This window comes from Pseudomonas idahonensis (assembly GCF_037903935.1).
In the GTDB taxonomy this organism is placed as follows: domain Bacteria; phylum Pseudomonadota; class Gammaproteobacteria; order Pseudomonadales; family Pseudomonadaceae; genus Aquipseudomonas; species Aquipseudomonas danubii.
The window spans coordinates 6,090,026-6,106,908 of the sequence record NZ_CP149586.1 but is presented as its reverse complement, the minus strand read 5'-3'; the positions used below and the strand labels follow the sequence as shown (position 1 = coordinate 6,106,908).

Annotated in this window: 25 protein-coding genes; 24 read left to right on the top strand and 1 reads right to left on the bottom strand. The window is 56.6% G+C overall.

The features are described from left to right. Positions 1-4: 4 nt before the first annotated feature. The 22 genes from rplP (at position 5) to bfr (ending at position 11,817) form a co-directional block, all read left to right on the top strand. The gene (rplP, locus tag WIN67_RS27645; protein ID WP_003228729.1) at positions 5-418 is read left to right on the top strand and encodes a 50S ribosomal protein L16; all 414 of its coding nucleotides are present in this window, start codon (positions 5-7) and stop codon (positions 416-418) included. Then, a complete protein-coding gene (gene rpmC, locus WIN67_RS27640) occupies positions 418-609 on the top strand; it encodes a 50S ribosomal protein L29 (protein ID WP_002555481.1) in 192 nt (63 codons plus the stop codon). Before rplP ends, rpmC begins: the two co-directional genes overlap by 1 nt. 2 nt (positions 610-611) lie before the next feature. After that, entirely contained in the window at positions 612-878 is a 267-nt protein-coding gene (gene rpsQ / locus WIN67_RS27635) for a 30S ribosomal protein S17 (RefSeq protein WP_003194644.1), read from the top strand. A 23-nt stretch (positions 879-901) separates the two neighbouring features. Then, entirely contained in the window at positions 902-1,270 is a 369-nt protein-coding gene (gene rplN, locus WIN67_RS27630; RefSeq protein ID WP_002555479.1) for a 50S ribosomal protein L14, read from the top strand. Between the two features lie 11 nt (positions 1,271-1,281). Beyond that, positions 1,282-1,596 carry a 50S ribosomal protein L24 gene (gene rplX, locus WIN67_RS27625; protein WP_007896770.1) on the top strand — a complete coding sequence of 105 codons (315 nt, stop codon included), beginning with the start codon at positions 1,282-1,284 and terminating at the stop codon, positions 1,594-1,596. A 20-nt stretch (positions 1,597-1,616) separates the two neighbouring features. Next, on the top strand, positions 1,617-2,156 hold the full coding sequence (rplE, locus tag WIN67_RS27620; protein ID WP_003210069.1) for a 50S ribosomal protein L5: 540 nt from the start codon (positions 1,617-1,619) through the stop codon (positions 2,154-2,156). A 13-nt stretch (positions 2,157-2,169) separates the two neighbouring features. Next, positions 2,170-2,475 (top strand): 30S ribosomal protein S14, encoded by a 306-nt coding sequence (rpsN, locus tag WIN67_RS27615; RefSeq protein ID WP_003228726.1) that lies wholly within the window; start codon positions 2,170-2,172, stop codon positions 2,473-2,475. 207 nt (positions 2,476-2,682) lie between these two features. After that, positions 2,683-3,075 carry a 30S ribosomal protein S8 gene (gene rpsH / locus WIN67_RS27610; RefSeq protein ID WP_011063773.1) on the top strand — a complete coding sequence of 131 codons (393 nt, stop codon included), beginning with the start codon at positions 2,683-2,685 and terminating at the stop codon, positions 3,073-3,075. Positions 3,076-3,087: 12 nt separating this feature from the next. Next, positions 3,088-3,621 (top strand): 50S ribosomal protein L6, encoded by a 534-nt coding sequence (gene rplF / locus WIN67_RS27605; protein WP_025129400.1) that lies wholly within the window; start codon positions 3,088-3,090, stop codon positions 3,619-3,621. Positions 3,622-3,631: 10 nt separating this feature from the next. Continuing rightward, complete coding sequence (gene rplR, locus WIN67_RS27600; RefSeq protein ID WP_003186037.1) at positions 3,632-3,982, top strand: 50S ribosomal protein L18; 351 nt, start codon at positions 3,632-3,634, stop codon at positions 3,980-3,982. Between the two features lie 3 nt (positions 3,983-3,985). Next, entirely contained in the window at positions 3,986-4,486 is a 501-nt protein-coding gene (gene rpsE / locus WIN67_RS27595) for a 30S ribosomal protein S5 (protein ID WP_007924184.1), read from the top strand. Positions 4,487-4,488: 2 nt separating this feature from the next. Further along, positions 4,489-4,665, top strand: a complete 177-nt coding sequence (gene rpmD / locus WIN67_RS27590; protein ID WP_003176408.1) for a 50S ribosomal protein L30 — start codon at positions 4,489-4,491, stop codon at positions 4,663-4,665. 3 nt (positions 4,666-4,668) lie between these two features. Beyond that, positions 4,669-5,103 (top strand): 50S ribosomal protein L15, encoded by a 435-nt coding sequence (gene rplO / locus WIN67_RS27585; protein ID WP_007924183.1) that lies wholly within the window; start codon positions 4,669-4,671, stop codon positions 5,101-5,103. After that, positions 5,104-6,432, top strand: a complete 1,329-nt coding sequence (gene secY, locus WIN67_RS27580; protein WP_007924182.1) for a preprotein translocase subunit SecY — start codon at positions 5,104-5,106, stop codon at positions 6,430-6,432. 24 nt (positions 6,433-6,456) lie between these two features. Continuing rightward, positions 6,457-6,573 (top strand): 50S ribosomal protein L36, encoded by a 117-nt coding sequence (gene rpmJ / locus WIN67_RS27575; RefSeq protein ID WP_002555468.1) that lies wholly within the window; start codon positions 6,457-6,459, stop codon positions 6,571-6,573. Positions 6,574-6,703: 130 nt separating this feature from the next. Beyond that, a complete protein-coding gene (gene rpsM, locus WIN67_RS27570) occupies positions 6,704-7,060 on the top strand; it encodes a 30S ribosomal protein S13 (RefSeq protein WP_003186020.1) in 357 nt (118 codons plus the stop codon). Between the two features lie 30 nt (positions 7,061-7,090). Beyond that, on the top strand, positions 7,091-7,480 hold the full coding sequence (gene rpsK, locus WIN67_RS27565; RefSeq protein ID WP_007924177.1) for a 30S ribosomal protein S11: 390 nt from the start codon (positions 7,091-7,093) through the stop codon (positions 7,478-7,480). A gap of 18 nt (positions 7,481-7,498) precedes the next feature. Beyond that, entirely contained in the window at positions 7,499-8,119 is a 621-nt protein-coding gene (rpsD, locus tag WIN67_RS27560) for a 30S ribosomal protein S4 (RefSeq protein WP_011063772.1), read from the top strand. Between the two features lie 22 nt (positions 8,120-8,141). Beyond that, positions 8,142-9,143 (top strand): DNA-directed RNA polymerase subunit alpha, encoded by a 1,002-nt coding sequence (locus WIN67_RS27555; RefSeq protein WP_007970428.1) that lies wholly within the window; start codon positions 8,142-8,144, stop codon positions 9,141-9,143. A gap of 42 nt (positions 9,144-9,185) precedes the next feature. Beyond that, positions 9,186-9,572 carry a 50S ribosomal protein L17 gene (rplQ, locus tag WIN67_RS27550; RefSeq protein WP_007924175.1) on the top strand — a complete coding sequence of 129 codons (387 nt, stop codon included), beginning with the start codon at positions 9,186-9,188 and terminating at the stop codon, positions 9,570-9,572. Positions 9,573-9,748: 176 nt separating this feature from the next. Beyond that, positions 9,749-11,197, top strand: a complete 1,449-nt coding sequence (locus WIN67_RS27545; RefSeq protein WP_339070315.1) for a catalase — start codon at positions 9,749-9,751, stop codon at positions 11,195-11,197. Between the two features lie 155 nt (positions 11,198-11,352). Continuing rightward, positions 11,353-11,817 carry a bacterioferritin gene (gene bfr / locus WIN67_RS27540; protein WP_025129396.1) on the top strand — a complete coding sequence of 155 codons (465 nt, stop codon included), beginning with the start codon at positions 11,353-11,355 and terminating at the stop codon, positions 11,815-11,817. Between the two features lie 117 nt (positions 11,818-11,934). Here the strand turns inward: bfr and uvrA are convergent, their stop codons facing one another. Next, positions 11,935-14,769, bottom strand: a complete 2,835-nt coding sequence (gene uvrA, locus WIN67_RS27535) for an excinuclease ABC subunit UvrA (RefSeq protein WP_102882401.1) — start codon at positions 14,767-14,769, stop codon at positions 11,935-11,937. 177 nt (positions 14,770-14,946) lie between these two features. Here uvrA and WIN67_RS27530 point away from each other — a divergent pair, with 177 nt between their 5' ends. After that, positions 14,947-16,341 carry an MFS transporter gene (locus tag WIN67_RS27530; RefSeq protein ID WP_110596282.1) on the top strand — a complete coding sequence of 465 codons (1,395 nt, stop codon included), beginning with the start codon at positions 14,947-14,949 and terminating at the stop codon, positions 16,339-16,341. 9 nt (positions 16,342-16,350) lie between these two features. Beyond that, positions 16,351-16,860, top strand: coding sequence for a single-stranded DNA-binding protein (locus tag WIN67_RS27525; protein WP_011063767.1), 510 nt, complete (start codon positions 16,351-16,353; stop codon positions 16,858-16,860). Positions 16,861-16,883 lie beyond the last annotated feature (23 nt).

Below are 16,883 nucleotides of genomic sequence, written 5' to 3'. Positions count from 1 at the left end.
CCAAATGTTGCAACCAAAGCGTACGAAGTTCCGCAAGCAAATGACCGGCCACAACCGTGGTCTGGCATTGCGCGGTAGCAAAGTCAGCTTCGGCGAGTTCGCGCTGAAGTCTGTTGCTCGTGGTCGTCTCACTGCTCGTCAGATCGAGTCAGCGCGTCGTGCTCTGACCCGTCACGTAAAACGTGGTGGCAAGATCTGGATCCGTGTATTCCCGGACAAGCCTATTTCCAAGAAGCCACTCGAAGTTCGGATGGGTAAAGGTAAGGGTAACGTCGAATACTGGGTTGCCCAGATTCAGCCAGGCAAAGTCCTGTATGAAATCGAGGGTGTTTCTGAAGAGCTGGCGCGTGAGGCTTTCGCCCTGGCTGCTGCAAAGCTGCCGCTCGCCACCTCCTTTGTTAAGCGGACGGTGATGTGATGAAAGCGAATGAACTTCGTGAAAAATCCGCACAGCAGCTGAACGAGCAACTGCTCGGCCTGCTGCGCGACCAGTTCAATCTGCGTATGCAGAAAGCAACTGGCCAGTTGGGGCAGTCTCATCTGCTCTCGCAAGTTAAGCGTGACATCGCTCGCGTGAAGACTGTGCTCAACCAGCAGGCAGGTAAGTAATCATGGCTGAAGCCGAAAAAACTGTCCGTACGCTGACTGGCCGTGTTGTCAGCGACAAGATGGACAAGACCATCACCGTTCTGATCGAGCGTCGCGTTAAGCACCCTATCTACGGTAAATACGTTAAGCGTTCGACTAAGCTGCACGCGCACGACGAAACCAATCAGTGCCACATCGGCGACAAAGTCACTATTCGTGAAACTCGTCCGATGGCCAAGACCAAGTCTTGGGCTCTGGTTGATGTTCTCGAACGCGCTGTGGAAGTCTAAGGGCTAGGGGTCGGAGAAATTATATGATTCAGACTCAATCCATGCTCGATGTGGCCGATAACAGCGGCGCTCGCCGCGTTATGTGCATCAAGGTGCTGGGTGGCTCCCATCGTCGTTACGCTGGTATCGGTGACATCATCAAAGTTACCGTCAAGGAAGCAATTCCTCGCGGTAAGGTGAAAAAAGGCCAAGTGATGACTGCAGTTGTAGTCCGCACTCGCCATGGTGTTCGTCGTGCAGACGGCTCCATCATCCGCTTTGATGGCAACGCTGCTGTTCTGTTGAACAACAAGCAAGAGCCGATCGGCACCCGTATCTTTGGGCCAGTGACCCGTGAACTTCGTACTGAGAAGTTCATGAAGATCGTCTCGCTCGCCCCAGAAGTGCTGTAAGGAGATCCGACATGCAAAAGATTCGTCGTGACGACGAGATCATCGTGATCGCCGGCAAAGACAAAGGTAAGCGCGGTAAGGTGCTTAAAGTTCTGGCTGATGACCGTCTGGTTGTCGGTGGCCTGAACCTGGTCAAGCGTCATACCAAGCCTAACCCGATGTCGGGCGTACAGGGCGGTATCGTCGAGAAAGAAGCGCCACTGCACGCTTCCAACGTCGCCATTTTCAACGGCGAAACCAACAAGGCTGACCGCGTTGGTTTCAAAGTAGAAGACGGCAAAAAAATTCGTGTCTTCAAGTCGACCCAAAAAGCGGTTGATGCTTGAACACTGCTAGGTAGAAGACCATGGCACGACTAAAAGAGATTTACCGGAAGGAAATCGCTCCGAAACTTAAGGAAGAACTTAAGCTTTCGAACGTGATGGAAGTTCCGCGCGTTACCAAAATCACCCTGAACATGGGTCTGGGCGAAGCAATCGGCGACAAAAAAGTCATCGAGCATGCTGTTGCTGACCTGGAAAAGATCACCGGCCAGAAAGTCGTTGTGACCTACGCTCGTAAATCCATCGCTGGCTTCAAAGTCCGCGAAGGATGGCCGATCGGCGTCAAAGTGACCCTGCGCCGTGAGCGTATGTACGAGTTCCTGGATCGTCTGCTGTCGATCTCCCTGCCTCGGGTTCGCGACTTCCGCGGCCTGAATGCCAAGTCCTTCGATGGTCGTGGTAACTACAGCATGGGCGTGAAAGAGCAGATCATTTTCCCGGAAATCGATTACGACAAGATCGATGCTCTCCGCGGTCTGGACATTACCCTGACCACCACTGCTAAGAACGATGATGAAGGCCGCGCTCTGCTGCGTGCTTTCAAATTCCCGTTCCGCAACTGATTGGAGTAGGAAAATGGCCAAGAAGAGCATGAAAAACCGTGAGCTGAAGCGTCAGCTTACTGTTGCCAAGTACGCCACCAAGCGTGCAGCGCTGAAAGCTATCATCGTGGATCTGAACGCAAGTCCAGAAGCCCGTTGGGAAGCTACCGTAGCGCTGCAGAAGCAGCCACGTGACGCAAGTGCCTCGCGCATGCGTAACCGCTGCCGCCTGACTGGTCGTCCGCACGGCGTTTACCGCAAGTTCGGCCTTGGCCGTAACAAGCTGCGTGAAGCTGCAATGCGTGGTGACGTACCAGGTCTGGTTAAAGCCAGCTGGTAATAGCTATCAAAGTCGCGGTGTTCGGGTTCGTAAGATCCCGATCACCGGTGGCTTTGAATCTGAATCAAGCCCCTTTTGGGGCTTGATTCATTTCTGGGGTGTGTCTAGAATGACCGGCTCGCCTGAGCCCGTGTTTTTTGCCCGGAATTTCTCGGCGACAGTTGTAGCCGCAAGGCTAATTCTTTTTGTATCAGGAGCATCTAGCCCATGAGTATGCAGGACCCGTTAGCGGACATGCTAACTCGAATCCGTAATGCCCAGATGGCTGAAAAGTCCGTCGTAAGCATGCCGTCTTCCACGCTGAAGGTGGCTGTAGCAAAAGTCCTGAAGGACGAAGGTTACATCGCGGGTTATCAGATCAGCAGCGAAATCAAACCTCTGCTGTCCATCGAGCTGAAATACTTCGAAGGCCGTCCGGTCATCGAGGAAGTGAAGCGCGTTAGCCGTCCAGGCCTGCGTCAGTACAAGTCCGTTGAAGAGCTGCCGAAAGTACGTGGCGGTCTTGGCGTGTCTATCGTCTCCACCAACAAAGGTGTGATGACTGATCGTGCTGCGCGCGCTGCCGGTGTCGGCGGCGAAGTTCTTTGCACTGTGTTCTAAGGGGGGATAAGCATGTCTCGCGTCGCTAAGAACCCCGTTAAGCTGCCAGCTGGTGTCGAAGTTAAATTCGCCGGCCAACAGCTTTCGGTGAAGGGTGCCAAGGGCACTCTCGAACTGAACGTTCACTCGTCCGTTGAAATTGTTGAGGAAGCTGGTGAGCTGCGTTTCGCTGCTCGCAATGGCGACCAACAAACTCGTGCAATGGCCGGTACCACTCGTGCTCTGGTAAACAACATGGTCCAAGGCGTTAGCCAAGGCTTCGAGCGTAAGCTCCAGCTGGTCGGTGTTGGTTACAAGGCACAAGCAAAAGGCACAGTGCTGAACCTGGCCCTCGGCTTCTCGCATCCAGTGGATTACGAACTGCCGGAAGGCATCACCGCTGAGACTCCTAGCCAGACCGATATCCTGATCAAGGGCATCGATAAGCAGCTGGTAGGTCAAGTGGCCGCTGAGATCCGCGACTTCCGTCCACCAGAGCCTTACAAAGGTAAAGGTGTGCGCTACGCGGACGAAGTCGTCCGTCGTAAAGAAGCCAAGAAGAAGTAGGGCATAGCAAATGACCGACAAAAAAGTTACTCGACTGCGTCGCGCTCGCAAAGCACGCCTGAAAATGCACGAACTCGAAGTCGTGCGTCTCTGCGTGTTCCGCTCTTCGCAGCACATCTACGCCCAGGTCATTTCGGCCGACGGCAACAAAGTCCTGGCGAGTGCCTCGACTTTGGATAAAGAACTGCGTGATGGCGCCACTGGCAACATCGACGCGGCCACTAAGGTTGGCCAGCTGGTCGCTACGCGTGCAAAAGCCGCTGGCGTCTCGCAGGTGGCTTTCGACCGCTCTGGCTTCAAGTACCACGGCCGCGTCAAGGCGCTGGCTGATGCTGCTCGTGAAGCTGGGCTGGAGTTCTAAGTTATGTCAAATAACGACCAAAAGCGCGACGAAGGCTACATCGAGAAGCTGGTTCAAGTTAACCGCGTAGCCAAAACCGTTAAAGGCGGCCGTATCTTCACTTTCACCGCGTTGACCGTGGTTGGTGATGGTAAGGGCCGTGTTGGCTTCGGCCGTGGCAAGTCGCGTGAAGTGCCTGCTGCGATCCAGAAGGCAATGGAAGCTGCTCGCCGCAACATGATCCAAGTTGATCTGAACGGCACCACTCTGCAGTACGCTATGAAGTCCGCTCATGGCGCTTCCAAGGTGTACATGCAGCCTGCTTCTGAAGGTACCGGTATCATCGCTGGCGGCGCTATGCGTGCTGTCCTCGAAGTTGCTGGTGTTCAGAACGTTCTGGCCAAGTGCTACGGCTCGACTAACCCAGTAAACGTGGTTCATGCCACTTTCAAAGGTTTGAAGGCTATGCAGTCCCCTGAATCCATTGCCGCCAAGCGTGGCAAAAGCGTCCAGGAGATCATCTGATCATGGCTACCGTTAAAGTAACGCTGATCAAAAGCATGACCGGCCGTATCCCTAACCACAAACTGTGCGTTAAGGGTCTGGGCCTGCGTCGCATCGGTCACACTGTAGAAGTCCAAGATACTCCCGAGAATCGCGGGATGATCAACAAGGCTTACTACATGCTGCGTGTCGAGGGTTAATCGATGAAACTCAATGATCTGAGTCCAGCGCCGGGTTCCCGTCGCGAAAAGCATCGTCCGGGCCGTGGTATCGGTAGTGGTTTGGGTAAGACTGGTGGCCGTGGTCACAAAGGTCAGACTTCCCGCTCCGGTGGCACCATCGCTCCAGGCTTTGAAGGCGGTCAACAGCCGCTGCATCGTCGCCTGCCGAAGTTCGGTTTCGTTTCCCTGAAAGCCATGGACCGCGCAGAAGTGCGTCTGTCCGAACTGGCCAAAGTGGAAGGCGACATCGTCACCGTGCAGTCCCTGAAAGATGCCAACGTGATTAACCAGAACGTTCAGCGTGTGAAAATCATGCTGTCCGGCGAAGTTACTCGCGCTGTGACCATCAAGGGTATCGCAGCCACCAAAGGTGCGCGTGCGGCTATCGAAGCAGCTGGCGGCAAGTTCGAGGAATAAATGGCTAAGCAAGGTGCTCTCTCTGCGCTCGGCAAAGGCGGTATGTCTGAACTCTGGGCTCGTCTGCGTTTTCTGTTCCTGGCGATTATCGTCTACCGAATAGGCGCACACATCCCGGTTCCAGGTATCAACCCGGACCGACTCGCAGACCTGTTTCGACAGAATGAGGGGACCATTCTTAGCTTGTTCAACATGTTTTCCGGCGGCGCGCTGGAGCGGATGAGCATTTTTGCACTGGGGATCATGCCGTACATCTCGGCTTCGATCATCATGCAACTTATGACAGCCGTCAGTCCGCAGTTGGAGCAGTTGAAGAAGGAAGGTGAAGCTGGCCGTCGCAAGATCAGCCAGTACACCCGCTACGGCACTGTCGTCCTAGCTCTGGTTCAGGCCATCGGCATGTCCGTTGGTCTGGCAGGGCAGGGCGTTGCGTTCACTGGTGACTTTGGCTTCCATTTCGTCGCGGTATCCACGTTTGTGGCTGGTGCGATGTTCATGATGTGGCTGGGTGAGCAGATTACTGAGCGTGGTGTTGGCAACGGTATCTCGATGTTGATTTTCGCAGGTATCGTCGCCGGTCTTCCGAGAGCGATCGGGCAGTCTTTCGAGTCTGCGCGTCAGGGTGATATCAACATTTTCGCCTTGGTTGCGATCGGTTTGCTGGCAGTAGCGATTATCGGTTTTGTGGTGTTCATTGAGCGTGGCCAGCGTCGTATTGCTGTTCACTACGCCAAGCGTCAGCAGGGCCGCAAGGTTTTTGCTGCGCAGACCAGCCACTTGCCGCTGAAAGTGAATATGGCCGGTGTAATTCCTGCTATCTTCGCGAGCAGCATTTTGCTGTTTCCGGCTTCGTTGGGTGCCTGGTTCGGTCAGTCTGAAGGTATGGGCTGGTTGCAGGACATCTCGCAGTCGATCGCTCCTGGTCAGCCGTTGAATATTCTGCTGTTTAGTGCAGGGATTATTTTCTTCTGCTTCTTCTATACGGCGTTGATGTTCAATCCGAAAGACGTAGCGGAAAACCTGAAGAAGTCCGGTGCCTTTATTCCGGGCATCCGTCCAGGTGAGCAGTCGGCGCGCTACATTGATGGCGTTCTGACCCGCTTGACCATGTTCGGTGCTCTATATATGACGGCCGTGTGTCTGTTGCCCCAGTTCCTGGTGGTTGCTGCAAACGTTCCGTTCTACCTTGGCGGGACCTCGTTGCTGATCGTGGTCGTGGTTGTTATGGACTTTATGTCGCAAGTACAATCGCACCTCGTTTCCCACCAGTACGAATCCCTGATGAAGAAAGCCAACCTGAAGGGTTACGGCAGCGGCATGCTGCGCTAATCCATAAGGTTCGAGGAGTTGGTGATGAAAGTTCGTGCATCGGTGAAAAAGCTGTGCCGTAACTGCAAGATTATTCGCCGCGAAGGTGTTGTTCGAGTAATTTGCAGCGCGGAACCGCGTCACAAACAGCGCCAAGGCTGAGTGTGATTGTGCTTCAAGCCCGGCAGCTAGTGCGCTGCCGGGTTGATTATTTGTTATTACAGCGATATTATCTCGCGCCCTATTTCTTGGCTTCCGGGGCGTAGGTAGCTGTCAATTGGAGTCCCACTGAATGGCCCGTATTGCAGGCGTTAACATTCCAGATAACAAGCATACTGTTATCTCGCTGACCTACATCTATGGTGTTGGTCGCACTACTGCGCAGAAAATCTGTGCAGTGACTGGGGTCAACCCAGCTGCGAAGATCAAGGATCTGAGCGACGAGCAAATTGAACAGCTGCGTGGCGAAGTGGCGAAGTTCACCACTGAAGGTGACCTGCGTCGCGAAATCAACATGAAAATCAAACGCTTGATGGATCTGGGCTGCTACCGCGGTCTGCGCCATCGTCGTGGTCTTCCAGTGCGCGGTCAGCGTACCAAGACCAACGCGCGTACTCGCAAAGGTCCGCGTAAGCCGATCCGCAAGTAATCGCACCAGCGAATCGACAGGAATTTAGTCATGGCAAAACCTGCTGCTCGTCCTCGTAAAAAGATTAAAAAGACAGTGGTTGATGGCATCGCCCACATCCACGCGTCTTTCAACAACACCATCGTGACCATTACCGACCGTCAAGGTAACGCTCTTTCCTGGGCAACCTCCGGTGGTTCGGGTTTCCGCGGTTCTCGCAAGTCCACCCCGTTCGCTGCTCAAGTAGCTGCCGAGCGTGCTGGTCAAGCTGCGCTGGAATATGGCCTGAAGAACCTCGACGTTAACGTCAAGGGCCCAGGTCCAGGTCGTGAATCCGCAGTCCGCGCTTTGAACGGCTGTGGCTACAAGATCGCCAGCATCACCGACGTGACGCCAATCCCGCACAACGGGTGCCGTCCGCCGAAGAAGCGCCGCGTGTAATCCAGGAGATTGTAAAGAATGGCTCGTTACATTGGTCCAAAATGCAAACTGGCTCGTCGCGAAGGCACCGATCTCTTCCTGAAGAGCGGCGTGCGCGCTATCGAATCCAAGTGCAACATCGAAGCAGCTCCTGGCATCCACGGCCAGCGTCGTGGTCGTCAATCCGACTACGGTACTCAGCTGCGTGAAAAGCAAAAAGTTCGTCGTATCTACGGCGTGCTCGAGCGTCAATTCAGCGGCTACTACAAACAAGCAGCTGGCAAGAAGGGCGCAACCGGCGAAAACCTGTTGCAACTGCTCGAATGCCGTCTGGACAACGTTGTATACCGCATGGGCTTCGGTTCTACTCGTGCCGAATCCCGTCAGCTGGTATCGCACAAGTCGATCAGCGTAAACGGTCAGACCGTTAACGTTCCGTCCTACCAGGTTCGTGCTGGTGACGTGGTTGCTGTTCGCGAGAAAGCAAAAAATCAACTTCGCATTGTCCAAGCTCTCGATCTGTGTGCTCAACGTGGCCGCGTAGAATGGGTAGAAGTAGACACTGAGAAGAAGTCGGGCGTTTTCAAGAACGTTCCAGCTCGCAGTGATCTGTCCGCCGACATCAACGAAAGCCTGATTGTCGAGCTCTACTCCAAGTAAGGGCTAGAAAATAGGTGCATCCATGCAGATTTCGGTAAATGAGTTCCTGACACCCCGCCACATTGATGTGCAGGTTGTCAGTCCAACCCGCGCCAAGATCACCCTCGAGCCTCTCGAGCGTGGTTTTGGCCACACCCTGGGCAACGCGCTGCGCCGCATCCTGTTGTCCTCAATGCCCGGCTGTGCAGTAGTCGAGGCCGAGATTGACGGTGTGCTCCACGAGTACAGCGCCATCGAAGGTGTACAGGAAGACGTAATTGAAATCCTGTTGAACCTTAAAGGTCTGGCTATCAAGCTGCACGGCCGTGACGAAGTTACGCTGACCTTGTCGAAGAAGGGTTCGGGGGTGGTTACCGCTGCCGATATTCAGCTGGATCATGATGTCGAGATCGTTAACCCCGATCACGTAATCGCTAACCTGGCGTCTAACGGCGCCCTGAACATGAAGCTCGTAGTAGCTCGTGGTCGTGGTTATGAACCGGCCGACTCGCGTCAGAGCGATGAAGACGAAAGCCGCAGCATTGGTCGCTTGCAGCTCGACTCTTCGTTCAGTCCGGTTCGCCGTATCGCATACGTGGTGGAAAACGCCCGTGTCGAGCAGCGTACTAACCTGGACAAGCTGGTTATTGATCTGGAAACCAACGGTACTCTGGATCCTGAAGAGGCTATCCGTCGTGCTGCAACCATTCTGCAACAGCAGTTGGCTGCGTTCGTCGACCTCAAAGGTGACAGTGAGCCAGTGGTAGTCGAGCAGGAAGACGAGATCGATCCGATCCTGCTTCGCCCGGTTGACGATCTGGAACTGACTGTACGTTCGGCTAACTGCCTTAAGGCGGAAAACATTTACTACATCGGCGACCTGATTCAGCGTACCGAAGTAGAACTGTTGAAGACTCCGAACCTGGGCAAGAAATCCTTGACCGAAATCAAGGACGTTCTGGCCTCCCGCGGTCTGTCCCTCGGCATGCGCCTCGACAACTGGCCGCCTGCAAGTCTTAAGAAGGACGACAAGGCGACTGCCTGATCGTCGTAATCACCGAACGTTGTGTTTGGTAAGGAATGAACCATGCGTCATCGTAAAAGTGGGCGTCACCTGAGCCGCACCAGCTCGCACCGCAAGGCCATGTTCCAGAACATGGCGGTGTCGCTGTTCGAGCACGAGCTGATCAAAACTACACTGCCGAAAGCTAAAGAACTGCGCCGCGTTGCCGAGCCGCTGATCACTTTGGCCAAGACAGACAGCCTGGCTAACCGCCGTCTGGCTTTCGACCGTACTCGTTCGAAAGCTATCGTTGGTAAGCTCTTCAACGACCTGGGCAAGCGTTACGCTACCCGTGAGGGTGGCTACCTGCGCATCCTCAAGTGCGGTTTCCGCGCTGGCGACAACGCTCCTATGGCGTACGTTGAACTGGTTGATCGTGCTGTCGGCGGTGAAGCTGTATCCGCTGAGTAAGACGTCAGTCTGAAACAAGGAACCGGGCCTAGTGCCCGGTTTTTTGTGTCTTTATGTATTAGATATTTCTATCGTTAGCTAATGTGTAATGCATTGGATGTTGTAACACTGGTGGTCAATACTCTTCGTCAGCCGATTAGCCGGCAGTTTCACAGACTGACAGAGGAAGATTGTGCATGAGCCAGACCAAAACTCTTACTACCGCTAGTGGCGCTCCTGTCGCTGATAACCAGAATTCCCGTTCCGCCGGCCCTCGTGGCCCGCTGCTTCTCGACGATTTTCATCTGATCGAAAAGCTCGCCCATTTCAATCGCGAGAATATCCCTGAGCGTCGCGTGCACGCCAAGGGCTCGGGTGCCTACGGCACTTTCACGGTCTCTCGCGACATCACCCAATACACCAGTGCCAAGTTGTTTGAAGCGATTGGCAAGAAAACTCCGACCTTCCTGCGTTTCTCTACAGTAGGCGGCGAACGTGGTTCGGCTGACACCGAGCGCGATCCCCGCGGCTTTGCCCTCAAGTTCTACACCGAAGAAGGCAACTGGGACATCGTGGGTAACAACACCCCGGTCTTCTTCATTCGTGACCCGCTGAAGTTTCCCGATTTCATCCACACTCAGAAGCGCCTTCCTCAGAGCAACCTGAAAAGTGCTCAGATGATGTGGGATTTCTGGTCGCATTCGCCTGAGGCGCTGCACCAGGTAACCATTCTGTTTTCCGATCGGGGCATTCCAGACGGCTACCGTCATATGCACGGCTTTGGCAGTCACACCTACAGCCTGATAAACGCCAAGGGCGAGCGGCACTGGGTCAAGTGGCACTACAAGACCAAGCAAGGCATCAAGAACCTGGCGCCGGCAGAGGCTGCACGTCTGGCGGGTACCGATCCGGATTACGCTCAGCGCGACCTGTTCAACGCGATCGAGCGCGGCGACTTTCCGAAGTGGAGCGTGTGCATCCAGATCATGACTGAGGCGCAAGCCGCGGCGCACTATGAGAACCCGTTCGATGTGACCAAGACCTGGTCGCAGAAGGAGTTCCCGTTGATCGAGGTTGGCGAGTTGGAGTTGAACCGCAATCCGCTGAACTACTTCGCTGAGGTCGAACAGGCCGCTTTCGGACCAAGCAACATGGTGCCAGGGGTCGGGCTTTCTCCAGATCGCATGCTGCAGGGCCGGGTGTTTGCTTACGCCGATGCTCACCGTTATCGCGTTGGTACCAATCACCAGCAACTGCCAGTGAATGCGCCGCTGAGCCCGGTGAACAGCTATCAGCGCGACGGCTCCATGGCTTTCGGAAGCAATGGCGGTGCTGCGCCGAACTACGAGCCCAACAGCTACAGCGATGCGCCTAAGCAGGCTCCACGCTACGCAGAACCGCCCCTGGCCCTTAGCGGTGGTGCAGACCGCTACGATCATCGCGAAGACACCGACTATTACAGTCATGCAGGAGCTCTGTTCCGCTTGATGAGTGTTGAGCAGAAGGCTCTGTTGATCAGCAACATTGCCGGTGCCATGACTGGAGTGACTGCTGATGTGGTTGATCGTCAGCTGCAACATTTCTATAAGGCTGACCCGGCTTACGGCGAGGGTATTGCCAAGGCTTTGGGTGTATCGCTCAAGTAAGTCTAAATAAGAAGCAGAACCGCCCTCATTTGGGCGGTTTTTGCGTTATTTATACTGCTTTTCTCAGATAATCTTCACTTTTTCGGTTATTTCTAAGTGACCTGCAAGTCAGCTTGGTTCACACTATCGACTTTCAAGCAGGGAGATGTAGGGCGATGCAAGGTCACCCGGACGTAATCGATTACCTCAACACGTTGCTGACGGGCGAACTGGCAGCACGCGACCAATATTTCATCCACTCGCGGATGTACGAAGACTGGGGCTTTACCAAGCTCTACGAGCGTATCAACCACGAAATGGAAGAAGAGGCGCAACACGCCGATGCCCTGATGCGCCGCATTCTGATGCTGGAAGGCACGCCGCGCATGCGTCCTGACGATCTCGACACCGGGACCACGGTGCCGGACATGCTGGCCAGCGACTTGCGCCTTGAATACAAGGTTCGCGCTGCGCTGTGCAAAGGTATCGAGCTGTGTGAACTGCACAAGGACTACGTCAGCCGCGATATTCTGCGTATCCAGTTGGCAGATACCGAGGAAGATCACACCTACTGGCTGGAGAAGCAGTTGGGCCTGATCAAATCCATCGGGCTGGAGAACTACCTGCAGTCGCAGTTCTGACTGCATAAGGCGTGGATACCGGTTTGCGAGCAAGCTCGCTCCTACGGTAGATGCGTCAATCCTGAGATGTAAAAAAGCCCCTGTCACCGTGAGATGACAGGGGCTTTTTCATGGGGCTCAGGCTCGATCGCGGGTTAGCAGCGGCTTGAGGTAGTGCCCGGTGTGGGACTGCGGCATTTCCGCTACCTGTTCCGGGGTGCCGACGGCGATGATCTGGCCGCCTTTGGAGCCGCCTTCCGGCCCCAGGTCCACCAGCCAGTCGGCAGTTTTGATCACATCCAGGTTGTGCTCGATCACTACCACGGTGTTGCCGTGATCACGCAGGCGGTGCAGGACGTCCAGCAATTGCTGGATATCCGCGAAGTGCAACCCAGTGGTCGGTTCATCGAGGATATACAGGGTCTTGCCAGTGTCACGTTTGGACAGCTCGCGTGACAGCTTGACCCGTTGTGCCTCGCCGCCAGACAGCGTGGTAGCCGACTGGCCGAGCTTGATGTAGGACAGGCCCACATCCATCAGGGTCTGCAGCTTACGCGCCAGGGCCGGGACGGGAGCGAAGAACTCGCGGGCCTCCTCGATGGTCATTTCCAGCACCTCGTGGATGCTCTTGCCCTTGTACTTGATCTCCAGCGTTTCGCGGTTGTAGCGCTTGCTCTTGCACACATCGCAGGGCACGTAGATGTCCGGCAGGAAGTGCATCTCGACCTTGATCAAGCCATCGCCCTGGCAGGCTTCACAGCGTCCACCCTTGACGTTGAAGGAGAAACGTCCAGGCCCGTAGCCTCGGGAACGGGACTCAGGAACCCCAGCGAACAACTCGCGGATCGGCGTGAACAGCCCGGTGTAAGTGGCTGGGTTGGAGCGCGGAGTACGACCGATCGGGCTCTGATCGATATCCACGACCTTATCCAGGTGCTGCAGACCATTGATGCTGTCGTGAGGCGCCGCCTCCAGGGTCGTGGCACCGTTCAACGCCGTAGCGCTCAAGGGGAACAGGGTGTTGTTGATCAGCGTCGATTTGCCCGAGCCGGAAACCCCGGTCACGCAGGTCAGCAGGCCGATGGGGATTTCAAGGTCGACATTGCGCAGGTTGTTGCCGCGAGCGCCCTTGAGTGTCAGGGACAGCTTCTTGTTGCGCGGCGTACGTTTGGCCGGCACCACGATCTTCACCCGCCCCGACAAGTACTTGCCGGTCAACGAGTCCGGGTGCGCCATGACTTCAGCAGCCGTGCCTTCGGCGACGATGCGTCCACCGTGCACACCGGCGCCCGGGCCGATATCCACCACATAGTCGGCCAGGCGGATGGCGTCTTCGTCGTGTTCAACCACGATTACGGTGTTGCCAATATCCCGCAGGTGTTTCAGGGTCCCCAGCAGCCGATCATTGTCCCGCTGGTGCAGGCCAATGGATGGTTCGTCGAGGATGTACATGACCCCCACCAGGCCGGCACCGATCTGGCTGGCCAGGCGAATACGCTGAGCTTCGCCGCCGGACAGGGTATCGGCGCTGCGATCCAGGGTGAGGTAGTCGAGCCCGACGTTCACCAAGAACTGCAGGCGCTCGCGGATCTCCTTGAGGATCTTGTCGGCAATCTCACCACGGCGTCCGGTGAGTTTCAGCGTACCGAAGTAGTTCGTGGCATCGCCGATGGGCAGGCTGGTGACCGCCGGCAGGGTCTTCTCGCCGACCCAGACGTGGCGAGCCTCGCGACGCAGGCGTGTGCCACGGCAATCCGGACAGGGCTGGGTGCTGAGGAACTTGGCCAGCTCTTCACGTACGGTGGCCGATTCGGTCTCCCGGTAGCGCCGCTCCAGGTTCGGCACTATGCCTTCGAAGGGGTGGGAGCGCTTGACGATGTCGCCCCGGTCGTTGAGGTACTTGAAGTCGACGTTCTGGGTGCCACTGCCGTGCAGGATGACCTTCTGCTGATCCGCCGGCAGTTGGTTGAACGGTACTTCCAGGCTGAAGCCGTAATGAGAGGCCAGTGAACCGAGCATCTGGAAGTAATAGACGTTGCGTCGGTCCCAGCCGCGAATCGCCCCTTCGGCCAAGGTCAGTTCGCCATTGACCAGGCGCTTGATGTCGAAGAACTGCTTGACCCCCAGACCGTCGCAGGTAGGACAAGCGCCGGCGGGGTTGTTGAAGGAGAACAGCTTGGGTTCCAGTTCGCTGATGGCATGACCGCAAATCGGGCAGGCGAAACGCGCGGAGAAGATCATCTCTTCCCCCGGCTCGTCGTCCATCGGCGCTACCAGGGCAATCCCGTCCGCCAGTTTCAGCGCGGTTTCAAAGGACTCTGCTAGACGTTGCTGCAGATCGCCACGCACCTTGAAGCGGTCGACCACCACATCGATGGAATGCTTCTTCTGTTTATCCAGCTTCGGCAGCTCGTCCAGTTCAAACAGCTTGCCGTTGACCCGGGCCCGCACGAAGCCCTGGGCTCGCAGCTCTTCAAAGACCGAGAGGTGTTCGCCCTTGCGCTCACGAATGACCGGGGCCAGCAGCATCAGCTTGCTGCCTTCGGGCTGCGCCAGCACCAGGTCGACCATCTGGCTGACGGTCTGGGCTTCCAGCGGAATGTCGTGGTCCGGGCAGCGCGGGGTGCCCACGCGAGCATAGAGCAGGCGCAGGTAATCGTAGATTTCGGTAATGGTGCCGACGGTGGAGCGCGGGTTGTGAGAGGTGGATTTCTGTTCGATGGATATCGCCGGCGACAGCCCTTCGATGGTGTCGACATCGGGCTTTTCCATCATCGACAGGAACTGTCGGGCGTAAGCCGACAGCGATTCGACATAGCGGCGCTGGCCTTCGGCATAAAGCGTGTCGAAAGCCAGGGACGACTTGCCGGACCCAGACAGCCCGGTGATGACGATCAACTTGTCCCGCGGCAGAGTCAGGTCGATGTTCTTCAGGTTGTGGGTGCGGGCCCCACGAATCAGAATCTTGTCCAAAAGTGGCCTCGATCGGCGGGCGTAAAGGCAGGAGTATAAAACCAAATACTGGATGGATGCACACTATCATGCGGTGCTTTTTTGCTCGCTGTTGGGGCTGCGCGGCAAAGCGTCGCCATATACCCCCTCAATCGATCGGACTGGTAGAATCGCCGCCGGTTCACATGAGGTTTATCCATGCACGATCCCCACAGCGAACGCATGAGTGGCAGCGAGACCCGCGCAGCGAGCGGTCTGGCCCTGGTGTTCGCCTTCCGTATGCTTGGCATGTTTATGGTACTGCCGGTCCTGGCGACCTATGGAATGGATCTCGCAGGAGCGACCCCGACTCTGATCGGCTTGGCGATTGGCGCCTATGGTCTGACCCAGGCGGTTTTCCAGATTCCCTTCGGCATCATTTCCGACCGTATCGGTCGTCGCCCAGTGATTTACCTGGGGTTGATCGTGTTCGCCCTGGGCAGCGTGCTGGCGGCCAATGCCGATTCGATCTGGGGTGTGATCGCCGGACGAATCCTGCAAGGTGCCGGGGCGATTTCCGCCGCAGTGATGGCGCTGCTTTCGGACCTGACCCGCGAGCAGCACCGGACCAAGGCCATGGCCATGATCGGCATGACCATCGGCCTGTCCTTTGCCGTGGCCATGGTGGTTGGTCCGCTGCTGACCCGCAGCTTTGGTCTGTCGGGGCTGTTCCTGGCCACGGGTGCCATGGCCCTGGTGGGCATCCTGATCGTTGCTTTCATGGTCCCGCGCTCCACCGGCCCGTTGCAGCACCGCGAGTCCGGCGTGGCGCGCCAAGCGCTGATCCCGACCCTCAAGCATCCCGATCTGCTGCGCCTGGATCTTGGTATCTTCGTGTTGCACGCCATGCTGATGTCGAGCTTCGTCGCCTTGCCCCTGGCACTGGTGGAAAAGGCCGGCCTGCCCAAGGAACAGCACTGGTGGGTCTACCTCACCGCGCTGCTGATTTCCTTCTTCGCCATGATCCCGTTCATCATCTACGGCGAGAAAAAACGCAAGATGAAACGAGTTCTGCTCGGCGCGGTCATTACGCTGCTGCTCACCGAGCTATTCTTCTGGGAGTTCGGCGACAGTTTGCGGGCGCTGGTGATCGGCACCGTGGTGTTCTTCACCGCATTCAACCTGCTGGAGGCGTCGTTGCCGTCGCTGATCAGCAAAGTCTCGCCGGCAGGCGGCAAGGGCACGGCGATGGGGGTGTATTCCACCAGCCAGTTCCTCGGTTCGGCACTGGGTGGCATCCTCGGCGGCTGGTTGTTCCAGCATGGCGGTTTGTCGGTTGTGTTCCTTGGATGCGCAGGTCTGGCTGCACTCTGGTTGGGCTTTGCTGTTACCATGCGCGAGCCTCCATATGTGACGAGCCTGCGCTTGCCGTTATCGCCCGAAGCGATCCGCGAAGCTGGTCTGGTTGAGCGCCTGAAAGCCGTCGCTGGAGTAACAGATGCCGTGGTGGTGGCCGAAGAGGCTGCCATTTACATCAAATTGGACACCGAATTATTGGATCGCGCGACGCTCGAGCAGTTGGTCAACTCAGCGCCGTCGCCGCGCGAAGCCTAGGAGAACGTTATGGCCCGTGGGGTTAACAAAGTCATATTGGTCGGTACTTGCGGCCAGGATCCCGAAGTTCGCTATCTGCCTAACGGTAACGCCGTGACCAACCTGAGTCTGGCCACCAGCGAACAGTGGACCGACAAGCAGACCGGTCAGAAGGTCGAGCGCACCGAGTGGCACCGTGTTTCGATGTTCGGCAAGGTCGCGGAGATTGCCGGTGAGTACCTGCGCAAGGGTTCCCAGGTCTACATCGAGGGCAAACTGCAGACTCGCGAGTGGGAAAAAGACGGCATCAAGCGCTACACCACCGAGATCATTGTCGACATGCAAGGCACCATGCAGCTGCTGGGTGGCCGTCCACAGGGCGACCAGCAAGGCCAGGGCGGCATGTCCAACTCGGCACCGCGTCCTCAGCAGTCCCGTCCTGCTCCGCAGCCACAGCGTGAGTCGCGTCCAGCGCCACAGCAGGCCGCTCCGCAGCCGGCACCGGATTTCGACAGCTTCGATGACGATATTCCGTTCTGATTGCTCCCTCGAGCATTCAGTAT

What these genes read in the sequence shown, in the direction of transcription:
- rplP (WP_003228729.1), top strand. Translation starts at nt 5, where the DNA reads ATGTTGCAACCAAAGCGTACGAAGTTCCGCAAGCAAATGACCGGCCAC.
- rpmC (WP_002555481.1), top strand. Translation starts at nt 418, where the DNA reads ATGAAAGCGAATGAACTTCGTGAAAAATCCGCACAGCAGCTGAACGAG.
- rpsQ (WP_003194644.1), top strand. Translation starts at nt 612, where the DNA reads ATGGCTGAAGCCGAAAAAACTGTCCGTACGCTGACTGGCCGTGTTGTC.
- rplN (WP_002555479.1), top strand. Translation starts at nt 902, where the DNA reads ATGATTCAGACTCAATCCATGCTCGATGTGGCCGATAACAGCGGCGCT.
- rplX (WP_007896770.1), top strand. Translation starts at nt 1,282, where the DNA reads ATGCAAAAGATTCGTCGTGACGACGAGATCATCGTGATCGCCGGCAAA.
- rplE (WP_003210069.1), top strand. Translation starts at nt 1,617, where the DNA reads ATGGCACGACTAAAAGAGATTTACCGGAAGGAAATCGCTCCGAAACTT.
- rpsN (WP_003228726.1), top strand. Translation starts at nt 2,170, where the DNA reads ATGGCCAAGAAGAGCATGAAAAACCGTGAGCTGAAGCGTCAGCTTACT.
- rpsH (WP_011063773.1), top strand. Translation starts at nt 2,683, where the DNA reads ATGAGTATGCAGGACCCGTTAGCGGACATGCTAACTCGAATCCGTAAT.
- rplF (WP_025129400.1), top strand. Translation starts at nt 3,088, where the DNA reads ATGTCTCGCGTCGCTAAGAACCCCGTTAAGCTGCCAGCTGGTGTCGAA.
- rplR (WP_003186037.1), top strand. Translation starts at nt 3,632, where the DNA reads ATGACCGACAAAAAAGTTACTCGACTGCGTCGCGCTCGCAAAGCACGC.
- rpsE (WP_007924184.1), top strand. Translation starts at nt 3,986, where the DNA reads ATGTCAAATAACGACCAAAAGCGCGACGAAGGCTACATCGAGAAGCTG.
- rpmD (WP_003176408.1), top strand. Translation starts at nt 4,489, where the DNA reads ATGGCTACCGTTAAAGTAACGCTGATCAAAAGCATGACCGGCCGTATC.
- rplO (WP_007924183.1), top strand. Translation starts at nt 4,669, where the DNA reads ATGAAACTCAATGATCTGAGTCCAGCGCCGGGTTCCCGTCGCGAAAAG.
- secY (WP_007924182.1), top strand. Translation starts at nt 5,104, where the DNA reads ATGGCTAAGCAAGGTGCTCTCTCTGCGCTCGGCAAAGGCGGTATGTCT.
- rpmJ (WP_002555468.1), top strand. Translation starts at nt 6,457, where the DNA reads ATGAAAGTTCGTGCATCGGTGAAAAAGCTGTGCCGTAACTGCAAGATT.
- rpsM (WP_003186020.1), top strand. Translation starts at nt 6,704, where the DNA reads ATGGCCCGTATTGCAGGCGTTAACATTCCAGATAACAAGCATACTGTT.
- rpsK (WP_007924177.1), top strand. Translation starts at nt 7,091, where the DNA reads ATGGCAAAACCTGCTGCTCGTCCTCGTAAAAAGATTAAAAAGACAGTG.
- rpsD (WP_011063772.1), top strand. Translation starts at nt 7,499, where the DNA reads ATGGCTCGTTACATTGGTCCAAAATGCAAACTGGCTCGTCGCGAAGGC.
- WIN67_RS27555 (WP_007970428.1), top strand. Translation starts at nt 8,142, where the DNA reads ATGCAGATTTCGGTAAATGAGTTCCTGACACCCCGCCACATTGATGTG.
- rplQ (WP_007924175.1), top strand. Translation starts at nt 9,186, where the DNA reads ATGCGTCATCGTAAAAGTGGGCGTCACCTGAGCCGCACCAGCTCGCAC.
- WIN67_RS27545 (WP_339070315.1), top strand. Translation starts at nt 9,749, where the DNA reads ATGAGCCAGACCAAAACTCTTACTACCGCTAGTGGCGCTCCTGTCGCT.
- bfr (WP_025129396.1), top strand. Translation starts at nt 11,353, where the DNA reads ATGCAAGGTCACCCGGACGTAATCGATTACCTCAACACGTTGCTGACG.
- WIN67_RS27530 (WP_110596282.1), top strand. Translation starts at nt 14,947, where the DNA reads ATGCACGATCCCCACAGCGAACGCATGAGTGGCAGCGAGACCCGCGCA.
- WIN67_RS27525 (WP_011063767.1), top strand. Translation starts at nt 16,351, where the DNA reads ATGGCCCGTGGGGTTAACAAAGTCATATTGGTCGGTACTTGCGGCCAG.